Source organism: Vibrio sp. Vb1554 (genome assembly GCF_033344235.1).
On the sequence record NZ_JAWPOJ010000007.1, the window covers coordinates 15,346 to 41,501 of the forward strand.

The following is a 26,156-nucleotide window of genomic DNA, read 5'->3' on the forward strand; positions in this document are numbered from 1 at the left end:
ACGGTAAGACATGACACATGACAAGTAACAAAAAACTCTTGACTGGATCGGTGCTAGCACTTGGTGCAGTACTCGCCATATTTCTAATTAATTCAAATAACAAGAATGACCAGACCGAACCTGTTGCAAGCCTTGACAAGCAAATCAAGACAGAAGACGCTGCTACAATAAGTGTAACGCCTCCTGAGAGCAATGCTGCTCAAAAGGTGGTTACCGCTCCTACACCACAAAGTCGCAATGATGATACTTCCGACGTCATTCCAGCTACACCTTGGATATCTGCCCCATTAAATGAACTGAGCAATGAACTGTACGATTTTATTGAAGCTGAACAGGTAAGTTACATCAGTACGACCGACTATCCATTCGACGAGCAAAAGCAAAAACAATTGCGAACATTAGCTAAGCAAGGGGTTCCTATCTTGTTTGACAATACGGAGCCATCCTATTTGGATAGCTACGGTGTCAGCGAAACCAAAGTTGTATCAGAGTATTTTGGTACGGCGTCTGAAGGTGATGTCATCATCGCTACCGGAGTACAGAATGCAGATGGCAGTATTCATTATCTAGTTTTACCTTTGAAGAGCAAAGATCTCAACGATAACAGTAAATTGATTGAGGACACTAAGCTCGCAATCACTCTACTTAAAGAACAAAAGCATGACTTGATAAAAGAGAGACAAAACGAACATCGCGAATAAAAGTAAAGGGAGATAGCCTCTGTATCGCTATTTCCCTTAAAACTCAGTTCTCAATTAAGAAAAGCTCATTTCTCCCTACTTACCGGCACCCTATCCGAAATCACCTTGCCGTCTTTGATGGTGATGATGCGTTTAGTGCGCTCTGCCAGAGCGTTATCGTGCGTCACGATGATCAATGTTCTGCCTTCAGCGTGAAGTTGATTGAACAAGGCTTCAATCTCTGCGCCGGATTTTGAATCCAATGCACCCGTTGGTTCATCCGCTAAGATGATTTGCGGATCGTTGACCAAGGCTCTTGCAATCGCAACTCTCTGCTTTTGACCACCAGAAAGCTGGTTTGGTTTATGGTCTAAACGATCCCCTAGCCCGACTTGCTCTAGCAATTTAGCTGCGCGCTGGCGACGTTCTTTGGCTTTGATACCAGAGTAAACCAACGGCAGTGCCACGTTATCAAGCGCCGTCGCATATTCCAATAAGTTAAAGCTTTGGAAGACAAATCCGATCTTTTGGTTACGAATGCCAGCCAGCTCATTCGCACTTAAACTTGCGACGTTTTGGCCGCCAAGTTGGTACTCGCCATCGGTGGGCTTATCTAAACAGCCGAGCATGTTCATCAACGTTGATTTGCCTGAACCGGACGGGCCAAGAATCGAAAGAAACTCGCCTTGATTAATGGTTAAGTCAACGCCGTCTAGCGCGCGAACTTCCGCCTCCCCGCTTGAGTAGTATTTACAGATGTTGGTCAGCTCAACAAGCGACTTGTTCGACATGTTCTCTCCAGAGTTATTGTTGTTATTCACTTTGTAGCGCCTCCAACGGGCTGACTTTTGCGGCTCGGTTTGCAGGTAACCATGCAGATGCCACACCAATTATCACTAAGGTGAGGATGACAATCGCGACAACGACCCACGACAACTCAGGGACAGGTTTACCCAGTTGTTCATAAAAGGCATTGCCCTCTAAAGGAATGGAACTGATGGCAGACACCAGCGCGTACGTCACGGCTAACCCAAACGCCCCCCCCATCATCATTGTCAATAAAGACTGTACTAAATAGTGCATGCGAATAGCCGTTGGGGTTGCACCGACTGCCATGCGCACACCGATATCACGCGTAGATCGCTTTACGGTGGCATACATCACATTGGCGATGCCAACGCCAGCAACAGCTAACGTCACGAAGCCGATAATGCCAAGGAAACTCTGCAAACCTATCAGAAACTGCTGCATACTCTTTTGCTTAAGGAACATATCATCAACTTGGACGACCTGTTCATCACTGACACTTGCCCCGTGTTTACGGGCAATCACTTGCCTGATCGTCTTTGCTAAGGCTTCTCGGTCTACATTTGCTTGTGGCTGCACATTGATGCCACCAATTTCACCGTTGACATGAAATCGCTTCCACGTCGCTAACGGCACAAAGCTGGAATAGTTGATAAGATCCCCCAGTTCTATTTGGGCGCTGTTTTTCTCCAATACGCCCACAACAGTGAACTCCTCATTGCCGATTTTTACCTTTTTCCCCACAGGGTTGACTTGCAATGTGACTGCCGCAAACCAACTAAAGTCCTCATTCGGGTTGAATAAGTCGGCTGCCAGTTCATAACCCAGTACAACGACTTTGCGCGTCTCTTTTTGATCGAGTGGATTTAACCATCGCCCCCCCGCCATCGGCACCAAATTGGTCATGGATTGAAACTCGCTCGTGACCGCTAACGGCTCTTGCCACGAGCTTCTGTCACCAACGGTGATACGCTCTTTCCACTTCGCCGTTGGCGCAACGCTTTTTACATCGGGTAACGCTCGAACGACCTCTGAATCGTCCATTTTTAGTGTCAGAAACTTACCTTGGTGAAAAGCACCGTGGTCGACGGTGGCCATCCCTCCGGTCAAATAAATCAAGTTGCCGTTACCATTTTGTGCGGTTTTCAATACGCCCTGACGAATACCCTCACCTACCGCCAACATAGCAGCGATACAAAGGGTCGCCCACGCTACAGCCAGAATGGTCAAACCCAGTCTCAGCTTTTCTGCGGCCATTTCTTGGAAAATTTGTCTCATCGGTAACAACATGACTAGGCCCTCGCACTCAAAGCAATGACTGGCGTGAGACGCGATGCTCGCCTTGCTGGGAAATACGATGCCATCAATGCCAAGATAAGCGTCACAAGTAAAGACCAAGCAATGGAATCTGGCGTGATCACAGGCAAACCAATCCATTCCGGTAATGCCATGCTGCTTAGGACAGATACCACGGCATACGAAAACATCAGACCTAATTCCGTGCCCACAGCTACCAAAATAAGCCCCTCAAGAATAAACTGACTGAGTATGGATTTTTGAGTCGCCCCGATCGCCAAACGCACACCGATTTCACGCGTGCGCTCCGTGACAGATAAAAACATGATGTTGGCAACGCCAAGCGCACCGACCGCCATGGTCATCGCGCCGCTCGCTCCAAGAAAAATCTGAATGCCACGTAAAATTCCACTGATGACCGCCGCACCTTCACTAAAATCGGGTAATTCGACCGCATCTTTATCACTTGGGTCAAAATGAAGCTGCTTGGCGAAAAAGTTCACGATATTTTGTCGAAACGACGATGCATCCATCCCTTCTCTCGGCTTCATCAATACCATCCAAGGTTTCGCATCCCACAAATCGCGGTACGTTGTTTGAGGAATGAAAACCGTGCGGCTATCGCCGAATGAAATGCCAGTGTCCTCACCAACGGTTATCCCAATCACCAAAAACGGAATGCCGTTGACTTTGAGCCTATCCCCGATTTGGATTCCGCCCATTTGCGCAATTTGATCGCCTAACACCGCCACGCGAGTGTGGTTGTCCATATCACTGGGTGACAGGTTTCTCGAACCGGATTGCAGCTTGCGTTGCATTAAAGGAAAGTAAGACGTATCAATACCGCTGACCGTACTCGATAAATTCTGTCCTTTGAGATTGGTGATATTCGCATCCCATTTGGCGTAAACGCTCGACGCCTGTTGCACGAAGCCCGACTGTTTGATCATGTCGACTTTTTCTTGTGGAATATCAATTTGTCGCCTTGAAGGTAACCCTTGCCACGGTTTACTGGTGCTCGATGGAAACACCACTTGCACATTGTTGATCATAAACGAAAACGACTGGGTCTGATGGCGATAAAAGCCTTCGCCAAGTGCGATTAACACCACCACAGAGATCACGCCCCAAGCAATCGCGATAATGGCTAGCACGCTCTTCATGCGGTGCGCCATCAACGTTTGCCAAGTTTGTTGCAATAGGCTGCTCATGAATGAAAAGCCCGAGAGATCAACGCCATGGTATCGTCATCGAGTTTCCCTGCGGTTTGCAGTAAGCCGATTCTCTTACGCCAGTAGCTGTACAAGTTGGTTTGCAGACTGTTTTTCGCCTCAAACAAGCTGTTGTGTGCGCTGATAACTTCCGACACTTCAAGCAGACCAGCGTCGTAAAGTTTCTCTTTGCTTTGCAACACTCTGGCGCGCGACTCAACCAGCTCGTTCGCTATCAAAACTTGATTCCAGTTGATATCGACCTGCGTAAACTGCTGAATAACTCGTTTCTGAATATCAATTTCCACTCTACGCATATCTTGCTTGGCGCTTAAAATGTTCAACGATGCTTCGTCCACTTTCGCTCGCACTGCACCATTGAGGTCAATCGGCAAACTCAAACTAATCCCAGCGTTAAACTCGCCGTTTGAACGATTGTCACCATCGCTGTAGCCCACACTGCCTTTGACGGTCGGGTAGTATCCACCCTTAGCTGAATCTTTCGCGAACTCGCTCGCTTTCACCATCTGCGCCGCCACCAACAGCTCTGGACTGCTGTCTGTCGCTAGCTTTAGCCATTGCTCCTGAGAGTCCACCAGCATCGGCGGCTGAATTAGAGAATCCGTTCGAATTTGGTCGACACTCTCCGGCATTTGATTGATTAACGCCGCAAGCTCTGCTTTTTTCACTTCGAGATCGGCTTTTGCATTGAGGATACTTGCTTGCTCAGAGACTTGATTCGCTCGCATCTCTTCAACATCAACCGACTTCACTTTGCCTGCTCGATAGCGTTTCTCAATGATGTTGAGAAGTTCTTTCCCCTCCTCCAGCTTGGACTGTGCCAATTTGAGGTCGCCCTGTGCGCTTGCCACATCTAGGTAAGCGGTGAGCAACTTCTGCGCAAGCTCGTTATGTGATTGAGATAGCTCTAACTGTGCTTTGAGATAATTGGCATTCGCTTGATCCAGTTCCGACCACAAGCTGCTATCCCAAATAGTTTGAGATAAGGTCGCGCCGTAACTGTTCGAATGGCTTGAGGACTCATTCCAATCCGCTGACGCACTGGCACTTAAACCCGGCAATAACGCACTGCGGCTACTCTGTACGCCAACCTCGCCAAGCTGGACGCCGATTTTCGCTTTTTCGTAATTTGGATCGTTCTGCTTTGCTTGTTGCCAAGCTTGTTCAATAGAAATTGCGTAGGTCGGCAAACTGAGCGTGGCAGCCAACAATGCAAAGGCGATTGTTGATCGTTGCAGCTTAACCATGCGCCGCTCCCATCATACTGTTGTCGATAACCTCTTCATCAAGCTCCACGCCGTCAAGCACTTCGACATTGATGCCATCTGACAGACCGAGTTTCACAGGTTGTTTATGAAACCCTTGTTCTGAGCTATCGGGGATCAGAACATTCGGTGCGTCACCATCAAATTGCAGAGCGCGCTCCGGTAGAGTGAGCACGTTTTCAGACTTCTTCAGAATGATTTGAGCCGTCGATGAAAAACCAGAACGAAGCAACACATCTTGTGGGATCTTGAGTTCTCCCACTTCAACCTCAAAACCGTTATCAAAACTTTTTGCAGAAGCATTGCCCTCTGGTGAGTTAAGGTTCTCAGATTGAATCGCCACTTTGGTTAGCACACCAGAAATCGCCACATCAGGATAAGGCGCAACCGTCAACATAACGGGCATTCCCGGAGACAACTGCGCAGCATCATGCTCACTGACGCTACCTTTAAAAATCAGACTGTTCATGTCGGCCAATGACATCATTTCAGTCGCGGCTTGGCTTGATTGAGTCGAGATGATCGGCTCTCCGACCTCAACTTTCTGGTTGAGTACCGTGCCATCAATTGGCGCGTAGATCGTCGACGTTAAACGTGCATCGCCGATAGACGCCTCGCCACTGCGGATGAGTTCGAGATTCTGGCGCTTTTGCAATACGTCCGCTTGCGCAGATTTGACTGCCGAGCGCGCACTTACGTATTCGTCGTAGTTACTTGGAATAATGTCCTGCTTGACCAAGCTTTCTAAGTTGGACAGTTTTTGTTTGGCGGATTCCAGATCGGCTTCGCTACGCATGAGTTCTGCCGATGCATCCGTTAATGCTTGGGGGGTTGGGTTTGGACGCACTTTGATCAGCGGCTGGCCTTGTTTCACCTTTTCACCAACTTTCGCGTAAATTTCACCGACGATACCGTCGATTTGTGACTTGATAGACACAGAGTGTGCAGGGACAATTTTACCAACAGCCACCGCTTGTTTTTCAATCGTGCCTTTTTCCACAATCAATGTAGGCAGTAATTCTGGTTGAGCGGCAGATTGGAGATAGAAGTACGCAGCACCGCCGAGCAGCGCAATGCTCACTGCGGAGACAAGCCAACGTTTCGTCATTATTTATTCCAACAATTATTGGGTAGTCTAATGACTACTCCTAAAACACAAAGTTGAAGGAATAATATCCTGCTTTAATAGCGGTTTGGTTGTCACAGTTGGTATGGTTTTGTCAGTCACCTCTGACAATCAAAGACTAAAAAAATCTCGAGGAATCATTCAGCAAAGACGCTGTCTACGATGGCGACTAACATGCTCTGTAACCGCTCGTTTCAACCACCACCCTTTTCATTCTGAACAATGTGCAAAATGGCGCTGTTCTGTATCCAAGTGAGCGGCTGTTTCTTGAGCGTTTAATATGTTCTCTTGATTAGCCTCAAACTCAGCCCCCGTTCCAGGCCAGTAATATGTATCTTTATCACGACATAGTGTGAGAATGACAGGATCATTGTGTATATTGGGCTCATCTCCTAGCTCGCCATACATACTGAAAGTAATCTCAGACCCAACGTCTCCACGAAGTTTCTGAATCACTTCTGCTTGAACTTTAAAGAGAACATCTTCCTCGTGTTCAGCAAACTTTTCAAAACCTGTAATTTTCACCACTGCAGAATAGGGCGTTTGAAATATCGCATCTTTGAGTACCTCATTCTGAGAGTACACTCCCTGTGAAGCACAAGCTGATAAGCTCATACAGCCTAGCAAACTTATAAATTTCTTCATATTTAGCTTTCCGTTCCTGCTAAGGCAGAGCCTTTTGTATATACAGGTAAAGTACCTTTTGTTTCATCGTAGTTACTCGGTACTACGAACTTGTCCCAGACATCAATAGAGTACTTTGCTATGTTGACTTGGTTGCTTTGGTTTCCTCCTAACATGTACAAATGCCTACCACCTTTTCTCGATTTAATCCCTAGAGCTCCATGTATAGGTTCTGAGATGTTTTTACCAAAACCCTTCCACTCCTTTGCTCGATAAGCTTCTTTTACTGGAGTGATTCCGTGTTGTTTAAAAACCCAAGCGGCAAACGAACCACACCAAGCATTTTGACCTCCAGAGTCATCAGTGCCCCAGAACTTAGATGCTGTAAAATACTCTAAAATCCTTGGATTGCCCTTAGTGCCTGAAACTTCTTTTTGTCCAATTTCTCCCAACGCTGTTTTCATCCAAGGTACTTTGGTTACTAGTTTTTGAGCATCATGAGGATCATTTTTCAATGAGCTATAGGTTGGTAATCCATTGAGCTTACGATGAGTTCTACCATTTACGTCGATCCGACCATCTGGCTTTACCATATAAAGTAGCTTACGCTGACACACTTTTATTGCCTCTACTGTTTTCGACAAATGAGGACTCCGCCCTAACGAGCCATCAACAACCAACAGTCGGGTAAAACCTATTCTCTTTTGGTTATCATTTAAAAATTGTTGAACTGCTTTAACATCATTTTTCGAATTAGTGCCATTTATACCAACAGAGCCACGGATTTTTAATCCCATTCTCGTTACCTTTATAACCAATCATATAATTAAGAAAGTACGCTTTAGCGTGACAACAATAAAGATAAAATGTTGTTTTATACGATTAGCCATACGAGGGAAATTAGGTGTTGAAAATATAGATTACAAATAAACTCAGCTCATATCACTAAAAACATCTATTTAGCATCTTTTGGTCACGCTTCAAAGCAGAACAGCCAGATGTTTTAAACCATGCGTATTAATAGACGAAAAATGTTTATAAAAGAACACTTAAATTAACATAGTAAAACTATCAATTACTATTTTAAATTTAAATAAAACTCCTTTTTAAGGTCAATCTATAATTAAATTTATCAAACTTTAATTTTTTATTAAATTGAGCTTTGATTTATTAATCTGACTATTTAACTAATTTCATTTCAGTTAATTGTATTTTTTGGCATGTTAGCGGGTGATGGCGGCGCCAATAACACCGACCCATTTTCAGAAGGAATAACGGACGATAACCAATGGATTGTGGAAGAACCACACATGATGATTATTACCCTAGACCAAGTGTTGCTCGACTCTCTACCAACCGGTTCAAGTTATGATGGCCCATACGTGATGTGGAATGGTATGCCATACGCACACATTATTATTCCCGTTAGAGCGAGAAAATAAAAAGAAAAAATCCGATACTCAATATTTTGAATATCGGATTTTTATTGCGTTATCGAGCTAACCAAATTCTCGTTAATATTCCTATCGGAGTAGTAACGCCAGTTGTGACGGAGGAAATTTCACCATTTCTTAAAACATAAATGGTTGGGGTCACGCTAATTTTCCATTCGCGCATAATATCGCTTGAAGGATCGTTTATGTTTTCGAAACGATATTCTTTTGCCCTCATAAACTGCGCCACACGCTCATTCGGTCCCGACGATCCAGAAACGCCAACTACGGTGTAGTCATCACTCAGCCAACTCACGCTTGGGCTTACAAATTTACAAGCGGGACACCAAGTCGCCCAAAAATAAACAACGACAGGTTGTTCATAACTTTGCGCGATTGCATCGAAGTGTTCGCCATCGCTCAAGACTGAGCTCAATGGTGGTGACTCCTGTTTAGGAATATCTTTAGTGCGATACCAATCCATCGCGATGGAAATGACGGTGACAATGAGCACCATCTGTACGATTTGAACGAGCCAATATCGGAATGTTCTACGCCGCTTTGTCGAACTCATTGAATAGCTCCCCCACTCGCTTGCTTCACCGCACTTAAAACAACATCATCAGTCAGAATCACAGGTAACGGGATACCTTGCGGCGCTGCCGGGCCATAGACGATGTTAAACGGCACACCGTAACGCCCATGAGCTCGTAAAAAGTCAGTTACCGAGCCGTCCGGATGTGTCCAATCCCCTTTTAACGTCGCTACATTAGGGCTTTGCAGCAATGAGTAGACAGGATCTTGCCAGATCACACCGATCTTGTTCGCTTTACACGTGACACACCAATCCGCAGTGACATCCACAAACACCACTCGCCCATTATTGACGTGATCTTCAATCGCCGAGTTAGAAAGCTTCTGCCACGCTAAGTCCTCAGGAAGCGGTGTCGCCCATTGGTCGGCAGTGACACTACCAAGTAACAGGCCACCAGCTATCAACACTAATGACGCAGTTCCGGATACAGCAAGCGCTTTCTCACCATACACTTTCTTAACTCTTGCCATCATTACAACAAAAGCAACCACAGCGATGAGTGCAATCCATAACATAGGTACATGATTTGCCATTAATGAAAGTAGCCAAACGCTGGTTGCCAGCATCATTATGCCAAACGCTATTTTAACGACATTCATCCACGAGCCAGGCTTTGGTAGTTTCAGCGCGATATTTGGAAACACAGCGACTAAGAGCCAAGGCAGTGCCATACCCAATGCTAATGCTGTAAAGGTTGCAAATAACGTTAATACGTCGGCACCCAAGGCAAACGCCACGGCCGTTCCTAGAAAAGGCGCGGAGCAAGGCGTCGCAAGCAATGTGGCAAACATACCTTGAACATAGTGACCAACTAGGGAGTTATCACCTTTCGAGGCTAGCCATGTATTGGTACCCGATGATAGACGGACTTCAAACAGCCCCAGCATATTGGCCCCAAACAAAGTGGTGACCAACACCATCAAACCTAAGAACCAAGGGCTTTGAAATTGCACGCCCCAGCCAATGGCATTACCTGTTAGCTTAAGCACCAAAATAAAACCAGCGAGAATCCAGAACGACGTTAATATACCAAGTGACGAGGCAACAAACTGAGCGCGAATTTGACGACGCTCGATACCTTGAGCGGCAACAATACTACTTAGCTTCATCCCCAAAACCGGAAGAACGCAAGGCATAATGTTAAGAATTAAACCGCCGAGCAACGCGAATAGAAAAACACTCGTTAGAGACGTGCTCGGCAACGGTTCAACTATTGCCTCAGCAGTTGCTTGAGTGGTTTCTTCTGCTAGTAAATTGGTGTCTTTGATGGTCACAAACAGCGACTGACCATCTAACTCCACATCGCCCAGCCAAGTATCAACGATATAGCTCGCGGTGACGATGTTTCCTTCTTGATGCATTCCTTCAAGCTTGAAGCTATAGTCTCGCGTTGCTTCATCGACACCATCCACCAGCACTTGTGGTTGTTGCCAACCCTGACTGTTCTGTAGCTTGATTTGTAGTTTTGATTGGTTCGCATCCCAACTCGCCTGAGTAACATCAATAAACGGCGATGGCTGCGGCACGTTACTCACTGCTTGAGCGTAACTGAACATCACGCCTTCATCGACTGTTAGATCAGAAGGCAAGAACGTCAATTGAATTTGATAGTCGGTCAGCACACAAATCGTCGTACAAGAAGAAAGTGTCAGTACCGCATCAATCGTGACAGGTCTGGACATGTCTTCGACGTGCAGCGTCATGGGGAACAAAGTATCGCCTTTATACCCAAGAGTCTCGATACCTAATAGTTCGAATTTTTGTGGGTGCGGCCATTGCCAATCCACTTTGGATAAATTTTGTGAATTTTGCCAATCAATAGATGGTGCTACGCCGCCCTCACCAGGTGAACGCCAGTAAGTTTTCCAGTCTCCGGTTAACTTGACATCCAAATAACCTGTAAGTGTTTTGGCTTGCGGATCTTGTTGACCAGTGAGCACAAAGCGCGTTTGCACTGGAGGATGTTGTGGGTTGGTTAGCCAACCTGTATCAGTAGTTTGAGCTGAAATACTCAGAGAGAGCAAACTCAAAGCAAGCGTCATAAAAAACATGAACGCAAACTGAGTCAGTTTAGTAATTTGATTCATAGTGATTCCTAGTTAAAAGACAAAGGTGCTAAATAACTGACGCTAGTGGTCAGAAAGCACGCTTTTATTCTCGGAACACACAGAAAGTCAGATGGACTCGATACTTACGGCCTATCGGTTCCGTCCAATGTTGCGCACCAATATAGGCACTGCACAACCAAATTGCCGAAGCAAAAAGACCGACAAACAGAACAACAATAAATACATCGAGTTGATGTTGAGAAAACTGAATTAACTTTTCAGACAATTCGCACTTGCTAGTTTCTTTAGTATCAATCGACTTGACGCTCGAACGCTCATCAGCAAGTGAAACCGCAGGCGCTTCCGTCTCATATTTCATAGAGCATGACGATGCAAAGCCTGAATTTTGCATCAGACACACAACGACCACCCAGCCAATAATCGCCAGTAGCCATTTTGCCCGCTTATGTGGCGTGTGATGTCGTTTAGTCAACAAACTCATAAGAATTCAGATAAAGTAAGAACGAAGAAGATAATACGCGAGTCGTCATAAAGCTCAAGTTGTATCCTCTAAATAACCTTAAGAGGCTTCACTCGCTAAGCTTTAATCTAGCCTGCCATAAATATATGCCAACTCTGCGACGGTTTTTGCCGAGAACTTCTTCAATAGATTGGCTCGGTGTACTTCAACCGTTCGCATTGCTATGCAAAGTTCGTCAGCAATACGAATGTTGCGCTTTCCTTCAATAATCAAACGTAAAATGTCTTTTTCTCTAGGTGTGAGCGATTCATAAGCCGATTTAGCTGCTGCCATATCGAGGTTTGTGGCAGACTGCGCCTGTCCCTGCAAAATGGCTCGTGCCAGTTCATCGCCTTTGACTGGTTTTTGGAAGAAATTGACCGCCCCAGCTTGCAATGCATCGACCGCCATCGGAACATCACCATGCCCTGTCAGATAAATAACGGCCAACGGGCTGTTGGCTTGATTTAAAACTTGGTGCACTTGCTGACCACGAAGGTTGGGCATTCGGCTATCAAGGATCACGCATCCGGCCTGATGAATGTTCACTTTATCGAGAAAAGATTGCCCATCAGCAAAAGTCGTCACGTTGAAGTCATGCTCTTCCAGCATAAAAGCGAGCGAGTCACGCACCGATTCATCATCATCGACTACAAAAACAGGTAGCTGCTTTTCACCGCTGCTCATTGAATGCTCCTATGCCTAGTTCAGATTAGTTTTGATATGGAAACACAAGCTCAACCAAACAACCATGTGGTGCTGTCGAGCTGATGACAAACTCGCCACCATGCATTTCCATCACATCGCGACAAATGGCTAACCCCAGCCCAAGCCCTTCTTCTTTGCTACTCACAAACGCTTGAGTCGGATTCTCTTGCTGCAACCCTGTACCATTGTCTAACACTCGAATGGAAAGTTGATTGACTTGGTAGTCACTATGCAGGGCAATTTTACCTTGATAACCTGACGAGTGATATTTCTCTTGGAACAAAGTACACGCATCAATCGCGTTACTGATCACATTAACTAAAACCTGTTGAACGCCCACAGCGTCGACAAGTACCGGACGGACGTTCCCTTCTATACTGGTCACAATCGAAATATTTTGCTTCTTCATTCGAAAATGGAGCAACTCAATCGTGTCATCAATGAGTACTTGAGGATCGCACGGCGCTTTGTCGACACTACGCTTGCGGATCAACGTTCTTAAGCGCTGAATAATTGCATCGGCTCGTTCAACTTGGCCCTGTATTTTCTCAAGCACTGGGACAATATCTTCATGAGGGCGCTTTTTGGCCAAGCGAAGTAAACCGCCTTCACTGTAATTGCGAATGGCCGCCAATGGCTGATTGAGTTCATGGGCAAGACTAGTGCCGATTTCTCCGACAATCGCGACTCTTTGTGAGTGTTCTAACTGTTCGCTTTTCTCTTTTAATCGTAACGATGTCTGCTCCAACGCTTGCTTACTCTTGCTAAATCGATACTCAAGCCAAAAGTGGTACGCGTTCAACACAATAACAAACATGAACAGCGCCCATGCCCATTCTTGATGACTACGCAGCCAGCGCAATGCTTCTTGCCACCAAGGTTGTTGCAACGGATGGAGATCCAACGCCTGATAAAGTTTGTCGATGCTCAGCAAGCTGACGGGGGACGTCCAACCTGACGCGCCTGCCGCAATAACCGCAGGGTGTTCAGGTGGCATCGCTAACAATACTTGCGCAATCTGTTTGGCAATCTGAGCTGAGCCGCGCTCTGTTTTGGCAAATGACCAGTTAGGATAAAGCGGTGTGGAAACAGCGCATAACGAGCGCTCGTTCGGCTGTTGATTTAAAACTCGGTAATTACCCGGTTGTAAAAGCCCTTCACTTAACATCTGTTCCAATAAACAAGCAGGGACGACGGCCGCTTCCACATTGCCATCACGTAATTGATACAGGTTGGCATCAATAGGAAAACCAAGATAGCGGACATCAGAAAAGAAATCGTTTGGATTAAGCCCCATTTTGACTATTTGATAGCGCATCGTTAGATAACCACCAAAGGCTTTTTCTGATACCGCCGCAACGCGACGTCCTGAGACATCTTGCACCGTTTGATAACTTGAATTGGCTCGAACCACAAGCGCCGAACCAATGCCGTAGTTCGAATTTTGCGGCGCTCGGCTGGTTAGCGTTGCCATCCACGATAGCGCGTATTGCCTGCCCAACCGCACTGCTTGACCTGGGTTGGTTAAGATGAAATCCATGGTCTGAAACTTCACCGCTTCGCCCATTTCATCCAAGTTAAGGGGATGAAGAACAAAATGCACATCGGAAATTTGCTGATTGAGCCAATCAATGGTCGGTTGCCATCTCTGCTCGGCATAAAGATGACCACGTATCGCTAACACGCCCACTTCGACTTTTTGCTTGGCCTGTGGCTGCTCTGCTTTTTGCTCTTGCAGATCTGCTTGTTCAGAAACTGCGCCGTGAGCCAAAGATGCAAAGGCAACTAAGCAAAGAACCCAAAACTGAAGCAACCGTGGCGTTTTGTTCATGATGAGTAGAATCGTTCCTTCGAAAGTAATGGAGCAAGAATAACAGCTACCCTTGGTAAACCACATTTGTTTTAGATCAAGTTTGATCTGGGTATGTGGAAATCCACAATATAAGCCTCGCAGTGCATTTCTCACAATGGAATCAGTCAATTCAAATACAACAAAAAAGCAGGTGAGTTATGGATTCCACCAAACGTCGCTTTCTCAGCGCGGTCACAGCCGGAGCCGCGTTAATTCCAGTCGCAGGCATTGGCACGGCAACTGCGGGAAACATTATTCGAAATAACCAGTCCGCTGACCGAAAAGGACAAGTCGGGAAGCGTTATGCCATGGTGATAGATTTGCGTAAATGTGTCGGATGCCAGGCTTGCACTGTGGGTTGCAGCATCGAGAACCAAGCGCCTATCGGTCAATTCCGAACCACCGTAAAGCAATACGAAGTTACGTTAGATGATGGCTCTACCACGCGAGAAGCAAAAGCCTTTATGCTACCGCGCCTTTGTAACCACTGCGACAACCCACCTTGCGTGGCAGTGTGTCCGGTTCAAGCAACCTTTCAGCGCAAAGATGGCATTGTCATGGTGGATAACAGCCGCTGCGTCGCCTGCGCGTACTGCGTACAAGCTTGCCCTTACGATGCTCGCTTTATCAATGAAGACACCCTCACCGCAGATAAATGTACCTTCTGTGCTCACCGTCTAGAACAAGGTCTATTGCCTGCCTGCGTGGAAACCTGTGTTGGCGGTGCACGTGTAATTGGTGATTTGAATGATCCATCAAGTGAAGTCCGCCACTTAATTGCGAAGCACCAAGACGATATCAAAGTGCTAAAACCCAATGAAGGCACCAAGCCTCACGTGTTTTACATCGGCATGGATGAACGCTTCACCAGCCACATCGACGGACAACCTGCTATTTACGACCCACAGGGAGAGCGCGCATGAACATCACCGAAGTGTTAGTCCAACCTCAAGCGATGGCTTGGCTCCCGTGGGCGGTGCAATATTTCTTCTACATCGGTTCGGCTTATGCGGCTGCTGTTTTATTCCTAATCGCCCTATTATTTGAAAAACACACCAGTCACAGACTGCGCGCTGCGCTTGTTCTGACGCTGGCCATCGGCGCCATCGTGGGGCCATTAGCGTTAACTGGCGACCTTCACCAACCGGGACGCGCATGGCATTTTTACGCACACATCACTCCGTGGTCATGGATGTCTTTAGGGTCGCTTTTCTTGCCTGTTTTCTCAGGTTTAGCGGTAGTGACTGCATGGCTGTATCTCCGCGAGGATCTGATCAACTTACGTAATCAGCCAGGGAAAGTACTGCCTCTAATTTCAAAGCTGTCACTGGGTGACTGGGCGCTCTCTCGTAGAGTCATGCTTATGGTGTCTGCCATCACGGTGCTATCAGGCATCACCATTGCAGTCTACACAGGCGCTGAAATTGCGGTCGTTAAATCGCGCTCTTTATGGCACCAACCCGCGTCACCAATTCTTTGGTTTGTCACTGCATTTATGGGCGCTGTCGGATTTTCTCTGCTGATTTGGTTACTGCTGCCTAGTCAGTCAAAGACGCTGACATCTGGCGATACTAATTTACTGAAAAAATCAGTGGTTACCAGCGGTGTATTAACGCTGATACTGCTACCGATTTGGGCATCCAACAATTCCGCATTTTCGCTCTATTCTAGCGAACAATGGATGCACAACATTGCCCTGCTCACTTTTGTCGTTTTAGGTTGTGTTTTGCTCGCTTTCATCTTCTTGCGCGATACCAAAAAGTCCGCATCAGCCAGATTTCGTCACGTCATAGGGCTCAGTTTTGTGTCTGCTGCCGCACTGGAAAGTGCATGGCTGATTCGCTGGTTTACCATCATGGAAGTGCAAACCATCGCCAAGTTCGATGCAGGGCTGTATCCATACCAACTCACTATGGATGGAAATGGCTGGATAGGCATTATCGGCATGCTCGGATTATGGCTTGCACTGGCACTGCTCGGTTCGGAGCTGGTTCAGCCAAAACAAAAGATCGAAGTAAAAGCCTCATCACCCACCTTAACTGAACGCTAATCAAAGGGGATTTCATCATGGATAACAAACGCCGTCAGTTTTTGAAATCAGGCATTGCAGTGGGTGGGCTTGGCGCATTCGCTGCGGGTTACGCCACCACCACCAAACACATGGTCGAGGGTGCGCTCGAAGGCACTGCGGGAGAAAAAACGCGTGATATTCACCACGGTAACTCGCTTGAACCAGAGTACACGGTCAACAGCAAAGGCAACCTAATCCCTAATCCAAATCAGCGCGTTGCACCATCGATGTGCTTTGGTTGTTGGTCACTGTGCGGATTGCGTGTACGCATTGATAACCGCAACGACGAGATTTTGCGTATTACTGGCAACCCATATCACCCACTCTCTCATCAACAACACATTCCGTTCGAAACGCCAGTCAAAGATGCTTATTTAAGTTTGGCAGGAGAAGCGGGCCTTGAAGGTCGTTCCACCGCCTGTGCAAGAGGAAACGGGATGTTAGAAATTCGCAACAGCCCGTACCGTATTACTCAGCCACTGAAACGAGTTGGCAAACGCGGTGAAGGAAAATGGATTCCGATCAGCTACGAGCAATTGATAGAAGAAGTCGTAGAAGGTGGTGATTTATTTGGTGAAGGCCATGTTGATGGCTTACGCGGCATTCACGATTTAACAACGCCCGTAGATCCTGAAAACCCAGAATATGGACCGAAAGCCAACCAATTGTTAATGACCAACGCCGGTAACGAAGGCCGAGACGACATATTCAAACGCTTCGCGTTCAACAGCTATGGTACACGTAACTTTGGGCATCACGGCTCTTACTGCGGCTACGCATTTCGTGCTGGCAGCGGCGCATTCATGAACGATTTAGATAAGAACGCACACTTGAAGCCAGACTTTGATAATGCGGAATACATCATCTTCATCGGTATGTCGCCTGCGCAAGCTGGCAACCCTTTTAAGCGTCAGGCGCGCCAACTCGCCAATGCGCGAACAGAAGGTAGCTTGGAATACACCATCATCACGCCAAGTTTGCCTACGGGTTCATCGAGCTTGGCCGCCGGTGACAACAACCGCTGGATACCAATCAAACCGGGTACCGACTCTGCCCTCGTGCTTGGCATGATCCAGTGGATCATCGAAAACCAACGCTACAACAAAACCTTCTTGGCGCAGCCGGGGGCAAACGCGATGAAACGAGCCGGCACCGCGCACTGGTGTAATGCTACGCATCTCGTGATAAGCGATAATCAGCACCCGAGAAACGGCACGTTTTTACGCGCGTCGGACTTGAATCTGCCATTCGAGGGAGAAGCGTTGTCTGACTCCGACCCGTACGTCATCGTGGATGAGCAAAGCGGCGAATTTGGTGTTCATACCCAAGCTGAGGAAGCGGCACTGTTTGTCGATAAAACGGTTTCGCTTGCATCGGGCGAAGTGCGCGTAAAATCGTCTCTACAAAGACTCAAAGAAGAGGCGTTCAAATACAGTCTTGCGTTCTACAGCCAACAATGTGAAATCCCTGTCGAACAAATTGTTGAACTAGCAAAGCGCTTTACCAGTCACGGAACAAAAGCGGTGGTCGATACCCACGGTGGCAACATGCACACCAATGGGTTCTATAACTCGTTTACTATCATGATGCTCAATGCGTTGATTGGTAATATCAACATGAAAGGCGGCGCGATGGCCAAAGCGGGTGGCTATCCAACTTCCGCTGCGGGTCCTCGTTACGACTTCACCAAATTTGCTGGCAAAGTCGGCCCGAAAGGCGTCTTTTTATCGCGCAGTAAATTCCCATACCACAAAACCAGCGAATACAAACGTCGCGTTGAGGCTGGTGAATCCCCTTATCCAACTCGCGCCCCTTGGTATCCGTTTGCCGCGCCACTGCTGACAGAGCACCTATCTGCGGCTATTGATGGGTATCCATACCGCGTTAAAGCGTGGATCAATCACATGGCGAACCCAATGTATGGTGTACCCGGTTTGAAAGCGCTGCTGGAAGACAAGCTTAAAGATCCAAAGCAGCTCGGTTTGATTGTGTCTGTTGATGCGTTCATTAACGAAACCACCGCATTGTCGGACTATATTGTGCCGGACACGGTCACCTACGAAAGCTGGGGTATGGCAACGCCTTGGCACGACGTTCCGGTGAAAACCGTCACCGCTCGTTGGCCGATAGTGGAAGCACGAACAGAGAAAACCGCCGACGGTCGCTCGATTTGCTTAGAAAACTTTTTGATTGATGTCGCCAAGAAAATGCAACTAGGCGGCTTTGGTGACAACGCGATTCAAGATGCGCAAGGGAATTGGCTCGCTCTCCACAGAGCTGAAGATTTCTACTTACGTTCCGCGGCAAACTTGGCTTATGTGAAAGGCGGGGTGCCTGAAGTTTCGGCAGAAGACATTGCGTGGTCCGGCCTAGAGCGTTTAATGCCAGCCATGCAGAAGACGCTGACAGCGGATGAGATGAAACGTGTGGCGTTTATTTTTGCTCGTGGTGGACGCTTTGAAAATGCCAGCGAAGCGTATCAAGGCGAACAGATGAAACACAAATGGACACGACCAGTCGCAATCTGGAACGAGCGAGTCGGCAGCGCGAGAAACACCATGACGGGTGATTTCTACACCGGTTGCCCGACATGGCATCCGCAAAAGCTGGCCGACGGCACACCAATGGAAGACCAGTTCCCAAGCTCGGAGTGGCCATTTAGCTTGACGAACTTTAAATCCAACATTCACAGTGCGGTGTCCAACCTATCGCCACGGTTGAACTCGATTAAAGGCGTAAACCCAGTGTACATCCATCCAATCGATGCCGAGCGCGCAGGCATTAAAACGGGTGATGAGTTTGTTATCGAAACCCCATCTGCAAGCACCAAAGCACTTGCGATGATAGTGAGTGGGATTCGCCCTGGCACACTCGGGTTTGAACATGGGTTTGGTCATACCGAGCTAGGGCAACGCTCGCACTGGATCGGCGATAAACAACAACCCGTAAAAACGCGCAGCCAAGATGGCGTCAATATTAACGACATTGGCTTAATTGACCCTACTCGAGAAGGCAAAGGCGTGTTGTTGGATTGGGTAGTGGGCGCGGCGGCACGTCAGTCCCTGCCGGCCAAAATCCGCAAAGCGTGACGCCGCACGTTAAGACGTCTCTACCACTTAGAGCTGCCGATTTGTGCAGCTCTTCACCACTTTGTTTTTATCGCTTATAGAACAACCAATAAAAACAAATACGGCCATTTACACTTATTAAATATGTGGAAATCCACAATACCTTTCATTATTGACAAGGCCGACAATATCGTCCAAGTGACTACCAAGTAGCGCTTGGACATATTAATAAAAATTAAAGTGAGTCAGCATGTCAAAAATTCTTTCAGTGGTGGCGGCCTGTTTGTTAGCAGCCACTATGGGCGCAAGCGCCTCGTCTATTCCGGAAAAAGCCAGCGTATGTAGCGGTTGTCACGGCCAAGATGGCATGGGACAGCCAAATATCGCGCCTATGATCGCTGGTTTAAACGCGAATTATCTCAACACTCAAATCGAACTATTCCTTAGTGGCGAACGCCAAAATGTGGTCATGCAAGGCATGGCGAAGGAACTCAGCGATCCCGCAGACCGTAAGGAAGTTATGGAGTACTTTGCTAACCTCCCGAGCTATGAGTTCACGAATCCAGAACAACGCGGCGACCAAGCTGATATTCGTAACCCTTATCGTAAATTAATTTTCCAAGGCGATTGGGATAGAAACATTCCAGCTTGCGCAACTTGTCATGGAGCCAGCGGTATGGGCGTCGACAAGTTCCCTCGCCTCGCAAGCCAACATGCTGATTACTTAAAAACGCAATTGATGGCATGGAAAAACGGCACTCGCAGTGGTGACCCGCTCAATATGATGGGGACCATCGCAAAAAATCTCACTGACGAAGAGATTGAAAACCTTTCGTACTACTTTGCCTCATTACGTTACTAGGAGCAGACATGAAACGTTTCTATTCTTTGTTCGCATTGCCTTTCATTTCTACGCTCGTACTAGCTAACGATCCGTTACCGGACCGCCAGAAAGAGCTACCTGCGATAGAAAAAGAAAAGCACGGTGAATACTTAAAACCGCGTGATCTCAGTACAATTCCAAACACCGCATTTGGTGAGCAAGTAAAACGCGGTTACTCGCTCTTTGTTAACTCACAACAAATGCGCGGAAAATACGTTGGCAACGAACAAAACTGTGTGAACTGCCATATGGAGGCAGGACGAAAAGCAAACGCTGCGCCACTGTGGGCAGCTTACATGGCATACCCGGCATATCGTAAGAAAAACGATCGCGTAAACAGCTATGCTGACCGTATCCAGGGTTGTTTCGAGTATTCCATGAACGGTAAAGCGCCCGCTTACGATTCGCCAGAAATTGTTGCCCTTAGTGCTTACGCCTACTGGTTAGCGATGGGCGGCTTGCTTGACAAACATGGTATGGCGGATGAACCCATTCCAGAGCTAGACGCAAAAGCGTTGCAAATTGGTGGAAAAGCAAAAGACTTTCCGTTGCCCGAAGCCATCGCACAAGCATTACCAGTTGAAAAGCGAGGTAATCTCTCTGGGCGTGGCTACCCAAAAATCGCCGCCCCTGAGCAAGAACCATCAATAGAGCGAGGCGCATTGGTCTACGAAAAGAACTGTGAAACTTGCCATCGCGCCGACGGTTCAGGCATCAAAGACACCAACGACCATTCATACATTCCACCACTTTGGGGCGAATATGCGTATAACTGGGGCGCAGGCATGCACCGGATTAACACTGCAGCCTATTTTATTTACGAAAACATGCCGCTTGGGAAAAGTGTGCAGCTGACAGAGCAAGAAGCTTGGGATGTCGCAGCATACGTCAACAGCCATGAGCGTCCACAAGATCCTCGATTCAAAGGCAATGTCACCGCAAACGCGGAGAAATATCACCAGCACCAAGGCTATTACGGCAAAACGCTCAACGGTACGCAAGTCGGCTCCAATGCCTTTAAGAGCGGAACGGTCAAGTAAAGTACAACTAAGCACCTTAAATAAAATGCTCTTTTTCCCTGCTCAGATTATCTGGGCAGGGTTACTTACCCTTAAAAACAAGTAGTTACCCCCTCCAATAAACCAAGCAACATCATATTACTTTCGGCTTCCAACATACTCATCTTCGCCGTAAAATCTTGTACCAAACGCGACTTCGTTTATGTCTTAGATCTCCCATATGCTCTAATGCCAAAATTAAGAAACTCGTAAACTCCTGAATCAAAACAAGCGTGCCCAGTGAAAAAAGAGTATTCTTAAAGCAAATGAATCTAAAACCTACCCGATGAGTATTCAACCTAATTCCCGTCAGTTAATTTCATGCGAAGAGTGCGGCCTTGTTGTTCGCATTCCCGATATCGAACAGGGGCAAAAAGCACAATGTCCTCGATGTTCGCATTCGCTGACTAAAGTGAATGCCAAGCCTTACCAAAGCGTGATCGCCATATCATCGGCATGTTTGATCATGTTAGTGCTAAGCATTTCTTTCCCTTTTATGTCGTTCAGCGTGCAAGGGTTGTCGCAAGAAATCACCTTGTTGCACGCTGCCAAAATGCTGGCTGAGTTTCAAAATGTGCTTTTGGGTGTGCTGCTACTCGCAACAGTTATCGTTTTGCCCGCAATCTATGTTGGTCTCATTCTCTTTCTTCACCTTGAAGCATTAAAAGCACGTAAACATACCCCCTCTAGAAAGCAGCAACGAATGGCAAAAGTTTTATGCCGTCTTCTGTTTCGAGTCGAACCCTGGTTAATGGTGGATGTCTTTTTGATTGGCGTGTTGGTCAGCTTAATTAAAATCGCTTCCCTCGCAGACATAGGAATGGGCACTTCATTCTGGGCGTTTTGTGTATATACCGTTCTGGTAGTCAAATGCATATCAATGGTCGACAAAAGCTGGCTCTGGGGGCACTTTATTCCAGCTATCGAGCTATCTGATGTAAAAGAGGGTGATACGCACCATAACCACAACCATATTGGTTGTCATACGTGTCACCAGCTCAACCCTATTGAAGCTAAAAAACACCAACACTGCATTCGTTGTAAAAGCCCTATTCACAAATACAACCCCGCAGACAATTTACAAAAAGCTTGGGCGCTTTTGTTTGCTTCAGTCATTTTCTATATCCCTGCGAACCTCTACCCTATGATGTACACCGTAAGCCTTGGACATGCAGAAGGTTCAACTATCATGGAGGGGGTAATATTGCTTTGGCATTTAGGTTCTTACCCTATTGCGATGGTAATTTTCTTTGCTAGCGTATTTATTCCAATGGCGAAAATGCTGGCACTCGCGTGGCTGTATTACAATGCGCAAAAAGCGCGATATCTTCCGCACGAAGAGAGTATTTCACGCTTAAAGATCTACCGCATAACTGAGTTTATTGGTCGTTGGTCCATGATCGATATCTTCGTCGTCGCGATCTTAGTTGCACTGGTTCAGCTGCAAAACTTAATGGCGATTTATCCAGGTCCTGCTGCGCTCTCTTTCGCGGCAGTGGTCATTTTTACTATGCTTTCTGCAATGATATTTGACTCACGTTTGTTGTGGCAATTGCCACAAAACGAAGTGCAGGAGCCGATTTCTGACAACTTAAACGAGAAAGCCAAATATGAGTGATGAGAACAACGTAACCGCTCAAATAAAACCGCAAAAGCAGATTTCTGCGATATGGATTGTCCCGATCCTTGCGCTAGCCATGGGAGCGTGGATGCTGTTCCAATATATCAACAGTACAGGCCCACAAATTACTCTCCAACTGCCAACCGCAGATGGGATTGAGGTTGGCAAAACCGAAATCCGAGCATTGAATGTAAAAGTCGGACTGATTACTGAAGTCACTCTCAGTGAAAATTACGATCACATCATCGCTAAGGCACAAATGAACAAGGATGCAGAACGCATGCTGCGAGATGACACCATGTTTTGGGTGGTGAAGCCTCGTATTGGCCGTGATGGCGTTTCAGGTTTAGAGACCTTGCTCTCTGGCGCTTATATCCAACTTCAGCCGGGTAAATCTAAGATAGAGAAAGAGCGCTTTACGGTCTTAGATGTTCCCCCAGTCGCCTCTCCTGATGCAGAGGGGTTACGCCTTGTGTTAACACACCGCGAGGCTGGTAAGCTAGGCGTTGGTGACCCCGTCATTTATAAAGGCTTTACGGTTGGTCGTGTAGAGAAAACCAGCTTTGATGTTGACACTCGCAAAGCGTTATACCAACTCTTTATTTTCAAGCCTTATGACAGCTTAGTGCGCACTCGTACCAAGTTCTGGCTGAATTCTGGCGTAGATTTACAGCTCAACGCTGAAGGGTTCGAAGTCAAGTTTGGCTCATTAGAGAGCATGCTAACGGGTGGTGTTACCTTCGATACCGTTCCAGGTCTTGAATCCGGTGAACAGCTCACTGAAAATATGGTCAACTTCCGCTTGTACGATGATATTAAACAACTTCGAGAAGGCATGTACGATGATTATATTGAATTCGTTATGCTTTTTGATGAATCGGTACGAGGACTTAAACGTAAGGCACCTGTCGAATATCGAGGCTTGAGAATTGGTACTGTGATGCGTGTACCAATGCGACTTCCAACCCCAGAAGAGAACTTTTCTGCGAAAAAAATCCCTGTATTGGTACGAATCGAGCTCGGCCGTGTTTATGGCGATTTCCAATCCCAATCTTTACCAATGTTAAAAGATAAATTGAAGAGTGAGTTTGCTAAAGGCCTACGTGGTACTTTAAAAACAGGTAACTTATTAACAGGCGCACTGTATGTTGACGCCGACTTCTATCCAAACGACGAGCCTTACGTACCGAGTAAGTTTGCTGATTTAGATGTTTTCCCAACCATGCGTGGTGGTTTTGCGCAGGTTCAGCGCCAAGTGAACGACTTCCTAAATAAGATTAATAACTTACCAATGGAAGAAACACTAGACTCTCTCAATTCAACGTTAAAAACGTCCGAAAAAACGTTAGCTTCAGCAGAACGCGTGGCGGACAGTATTGATAAACTTTTGAATCAAAAAGAGACGCAAGAGATCCCAACAGATATTCGCCAAAGCTTACAGCAATTACAAAAAACACTCGATGGTTATGGGCCCAACTCAACCATGTACAGCGAAATGGAAGCCACGCTAAAAGAATTAGAAAGCGTGATGACAGAGTTTAAACCCGTACTTAAACAGCTAAACGAAAAGCCAAACTCTCTTGTGTTTGGAGAAGATGAAATCAGTGACCCAATACCAGTTAAAGGCCAAAACTAATGAAACGAGTATTCTTTCTGTCTATCGCGCTATTTGTCGGTCTAACGGGTTGCAGTAGCGCTCCGCAAACTAAAGGAGCTATGTACCTTCTACCTAAGGTGGAACCAGTGACGCTGAGCTCTTCTGATATCGCTCAGCGCCCAACTTTAGTTGTTCGTCCAGTGACATTGGCGAGTTATTTGAATGATAGTGGCATTGTTTATCGAACCTCTGAGACCCAAGTTATTCAGGCGAAACACAATCAATGGGCGCACAGTATTTCTGAGCAAATCACTCAGAGAGTCGTCGCGGATCTGCGTCACAAGCAAAGTCATTACTGGCCGGCTGAAATGAATAATCTGTTGGATCAAAGCGGTGAAGCCAAACTCCAGCTTACGTTAAATAAATTTAATGGCAGCTACAAAGGTAATATCGAAATTGAGGGGGAATGGTTACTCATTAATGCCGAAGGTAAGGTAGAAAACAGCGCGCCAATACAAATCTCACAGCCGCTTCAAGATGAGGGCTATGAAGCGCTCGTCAACGCTTTATCCATAGGCTTAGAAAGCCTAACCTCAAACATTGCCAAACAACTCTAAGTCAATGTTAATTACAGGGAAGCAAGTTGCTTCCCTTTTTTATGCAGAGTGTAGCGACTTCTACTAAGCTGAAAGCTGACGAAAAGCCGAAAAGGAAATTGGATGAAACCATGTAACCTGCTATCACTCTCCTCACTCATTCTTGTATTACCTACATCAGTAGCGCTCTCAGCCGAGACACAAGAATCTCGTTGGCGAAATAGCATAGAAGTGTACATGCTAGGACTGAATATCCACGGGGATACCAGTATTGGTCGCTTTTCATCAGAGGTGGATGTCGATCCTAAGTTCATCGTAGACCACCTCGATATTGGGGCGATGTTGCGATTCGAGAGTATTTACCAAAGTAAGTGGGGCTACTACATAGATTATAGTTTCATGAACTTAAGTGGTGATGTTAATAATATCAAGGGCGCTCTGCCTAACGCTCGTTATCGTGCGGACATCGAAATACGGCAAGGTGTTCTAGAAGCAAAGGCATTCCAACGCGAACAATATTCATTTGGTAAACTGGATTATATGTTTGGATTACGTTGGTGGGACAATGACATCACCGGCAAGCTGTATCGTAATGATAACCGGGTACTAGAAGATAGACTGTCATTACAAGAAGATTGGGTCGATTTTTTAGTTGGCTTGCGACTCATTGATGAATTGAGCGAAAACTGGCGATTTCATGCCAGTATCGACGCCGGACTTGGCAACGATACTCACTTCACTTATGCCATTCAAACTGGTGTTCGTTATCGCTTTAACGAATGGTCTGATCTCAACTTAGCTTACAAGTCGACCTGGGTCGATTACAAAAATGAAGAGGTATTTGAATATGATACGGCTTCTCAAGGGCTTTTAGTCGGACTTGGCTTTTACTTTTGATCAGGTGAAACCCTAGCCTATATTCAAGCGTTGTAACGTGTACTAGCTCTAGGTACACGTCTAGTGCCGCGTTACAGATGCTTAAATAAGGCAAATTGATCTTCATCAGACTATAAATTGCTCTTCGGTGTTACTCTCTGTCGCAAAATATAAAACCCCACTCTATGACCTCATATAGG

At 46.6% G+C, this 26,156-nt stretch carries 23 protein-coding genes; 11 read left to right on the plus strand and 12 right to left on the minus strand.

The window, feature by feature from the left end; translation table 11 throughout:
- Positions 1 to 17 precede the first annotated feature (17 nt).
- Positions 18 to 701, plus strand: a complete 684-nt coding sequence (locus R8N28_RS07900) for a topoisomerase I (protein WP_065274689.1) — start codon at positions 18 to 20, stop codon at positions 699 to 701.
- A 65-nt stretch (positions 702 to 766) separates the two neighbouring features.
- Here R8N28_RS07900 and R8N28_RS07905 read toward each other — a convergent pair whose 3' ends face one another.
- The 7 genes from R8N28_RS07905 to R8N28_RS07935 form a co-directional block, all read right to left on the minus strand.
- Entirely contained in the window at positions 767 to 1,471 is a 705-nt protein-coding gene (locus R8N28_RS07905) for an ABC transporter ATP-binding protein (protein ID WP_104216627.1), read from the minus strand.
- Positions 1,472 to 1,493: 22 nt separating this feature from the next.
- Positions 1,494 to 2,777 (minus strand): ABC transporter permease, encoded by a 1,284-nt coding sequence (locus tag R8N28_RS07910; protein ID WP_065274691.1) that lies wholly within the window; start codon positions 2,775 to 2,777, stop codon positions 1,494 to 1,496.
- 2 nt (positions 2,778 to 2,779) lie between these two features.
- Complete coding sequence (locus R8N28_RS07915) at positions 2,780 to 3,994, minus strand: ABC transporter permease (RefSeq protein ID WP_065274692.1); 1,215 nt, start codon at positions 3,992 to 3,994, stop codon at positions 2,780 to 2,782.
- Entirely contained in the window at positions 3,991 to 5,262 is a 1,272-nt protein-coding gene (locus R8N28_RS07920) for a TolC family protein (RefSeq protein ID WP_065274693.1), read from the minus strand. Before R8N28_RS07920 ends, R8N28_RS07915 begins: the two co-directional genes overlap by 4 nt.
- The gene (locus R8N28_RS07925; protein ID WP_065274694.1) at positions 5,255 to 6,388 is read right to left on the minus strand and encodes an efflux RND transporter periplasmic adaptor subunit; all 1,134 of its coding nucleotides are present in this window, start codon (positions 6,386 to 6,388) and stop codon (positions 5,255 to 5,257) included. The genes R8N28_RS07920 and R8N28_RS07925 overlap by 8 nt, the downstream gene beginning before the upstream one ends.
- Before the next feature lie 228 nt (positions 6,389 to 6,616).
- Complete coding sequence (locus tag R8N28_RS07930; protein WP_082240158.1) at positions 6,617 to 7,051, minus strand: hypothetical protein; 435 nt, start codon at positions 7,049 to 7,051, stop codon at positions 6,617 to 6,619.
- 2 nt (positions 7,052 to 7,053) lie between these two features.
- Positions 7,054 to 7,827 carry a TIGR02594 family protein gene (locus tag R8N28_RS07935; protein WP_065274695.1) on the minus strand — a complete coding sequence of 258 codons (774 nt, stop codon included), beginning with the start codon at positions 7,825 to 7,827 and terminating at the stop codon, positions 7,054 to 7,056.
- Between the two features lie 423 nt (positions 7,828 to 8,250).
- Here R8N28_RS07935 and R8N28_RS07940 point away from each other — a divergent pair, with 423 nt between their 5' ends.
- Positions 8,251 to 8,472 (plus strand): hypothetical protein, encoded by a 222-nt coding sequence (locus R8N28_RS07940; protein WP_005385790.1) that lies wholly within the window; start codon positions 8,251 to 8,253, stop codon positions 8,470 to 8,472.
- Positions 8,473 to 8,521: 49 nt separating this feature from the next.
- Here R8N28_RS07940 and R8N28_RS07945 read toward each other — a convergent pair whose 3' ends face one another.
- The 5 genes from R8N28_RS07945 to R8N28_RS07965 form a co-directional block, all read right to left on the minus strand.
- Entirely contained in the window at positions 8,522 to 9,037 is a 516-nt protein-coding gene (locus R8N28_RS07945) for a protein disulfide oxidoreductase (protein WP_025767244.1), read from the minus strand.
- On the minus strand, positions 9,034 to 11,145 hold the full coding sequence (locus R8N28_RS07950; RefSeq protein WP_065274696.1) for a protein-disulfide reductase DsbD family protein: 2,112 nt from the start codon (positions 11,143 to 11,145) through the stop codon (positions 9,034 to 9,036). Before R8N28_RS07950 ends, R8N28_RS07945 begins: the two co-directional genes overlap by 4 nt.
- A gap of 64 nt (positions 11,146 to 11,209) precedes the next feature.
- Complete coding sequence (locus R8N28_RS07955) at positions 11,210 to 11,608, minus strand: hypothetical protein (protein WP_065274697.1); 399 nt, start codon at positions 11,606 to 11,608, stop codon at positions 11,210 to 11,212.
- Between the two features lie 102 nt (positions 11,609 to 11,710).
- Positions 11,711 to 12,313, minus strand: a complete 603-nt coding sequence (locus R8N28_RS07960) for a response regulator transcription factor (protein WP_017633878.1) — start codon at positions 12,311 to 12,313, stop codon at positions 11,711 to 11,713.
- Positions 12,314 to 12,338: 25 nt separating this feature from the next.
- Entirely contained in the window at positions 12,339 to 14,165 is a 1,827-nt protein-coding gene (locus R8N28_RS07965) for a sensor histidine kinase (protein WP_065274698.1), read from the minus strand.
- Between the two features lie 179 nt (positions 14,166 to 14,344).
- On the opposite strand from R8N28_RS07965, the gene dsrO reads away from it, so the two are divergent.
- From dsrO to R8N28_RS08010, 9 genes are all read left to right on the plus strand, one after another.
- A complete protein-coding gene (gene dsrO / locus R8N28_RS07970; protein WP_047103392.1) occupies positions 14,345 to 15,109 on the plus strand; it encodes a sulfate reduction electron transfer complex DsrMKJOP subunit DsrO in 765 nt (254 codons plus the stop codon).
- Complete coding sequence (gene nrfD, locus R8N28_RS07975; protein WP_017821651.1) at positions 15,106 to 16,236, plus strand: NrfD/PsrC family molybdoenzyme membrane anchor subunit; 1,131 nt, start codon at positions 15,106 to 15,108, stop codon at positions 16,234 to 16,236. The genes dsrO and nrfD overlap by 4 nt, the downstream gene beginning before the upstream one ends.
- A gap of 17 nt (positions 16,237 to 16,253) precedes the next feature.
- Entirely contained in the window at positions 16,254 to 19,346 is a 3,093-nt protein-coding gene (locus R8N28_RS07980; protein ID WP_065274699.1) for a tetrathionate reductase subunit A, read from the plus strand.
- A 277-nt stretch (positions 19,347 to 19,623) separates the two neighbouring features.
- Positions 19,624 to 20,187: a c-type cytochrome gene (locus tag R8N28_RS07985; RefSeq protein ID WP_372082336.1), complete on the plus strand. Its 564-nt coding sequence runs from the start codon at positions 19,624 to 19,626 to the stop codon at positions 20,185 to 20,187.
- An 8-nt stretch (positions 20,188 to 20,195) separates the two neighbouring features.
- Positions 20,196 to 21,248 carry a c-type cytochrome gene (locus R8N28_RS07990; protein WP_065274701.1) on the plus strand — a complete coding sequence of 351 codons (1,053 nt, stop codon included), beginning with the start codon at positions 20,196 to 20,198 and terminating at the stop codon, positions 21,246 to 21,248.
- A 304-nt stretch (positions 21,249 to 21,552) separates the two neighbouring features.
- Complete coding sequence (locus R8N28_RS07995; RefSeq protein ID WP_005385807.1) at positions 21,553 to 22,884, plus strand: paraquat-inducible protein A; 1,332 nt, start codon at positions 21,553 to 21,555, stop codon at positions 22,882 to 22,884.
- Positions 22,877 to 24,523 carry an intermembrane transport protein PqiB gene (gene pqiB, locus R8N28_RS08000; RefSeq protein WP_005376682.1) on the plus strand — a complete coding sequence of 549 codons (1,647 nt, stop codon included), beginning with the start codon at positions 22,877 to 22,879 and terminating at the stop codon, positions 24,521 to 24,523. The genes R8N28_RS07995 and pqiB overlap by 8 nt, the downstream gene beginning before the upstream one ends.
- Entirely contained in the window at positions 24,523 to 25,101 is a 579-nt protein-coding gene (locus tag R8N28_RS08005) for a membrane integrity-associated transporter subunit PqiC (RefSeq protein ID WP_054577654.1), read from the plus strand. The genes pqiB and R8N28_RS08005 overlap by 1 nt, the downstream gene beginning before the upstream one ends.
- Before the next feature lie 102 nt (positions 25,102 to 25,203).
- On the plus strand, positions 25,204 to 25,977 hold the full coding sequence (locus R8N28_RS08010; RefSeq protein WP_017633868.1) for a hypothetical protein: 774 nt from the start codon (positions 25,204 to 25,206) through the stop codon (positions 25,975 to 25,977).
- Positions 25,978 to 26,156 lie beyond the last annotated feature (179 nt).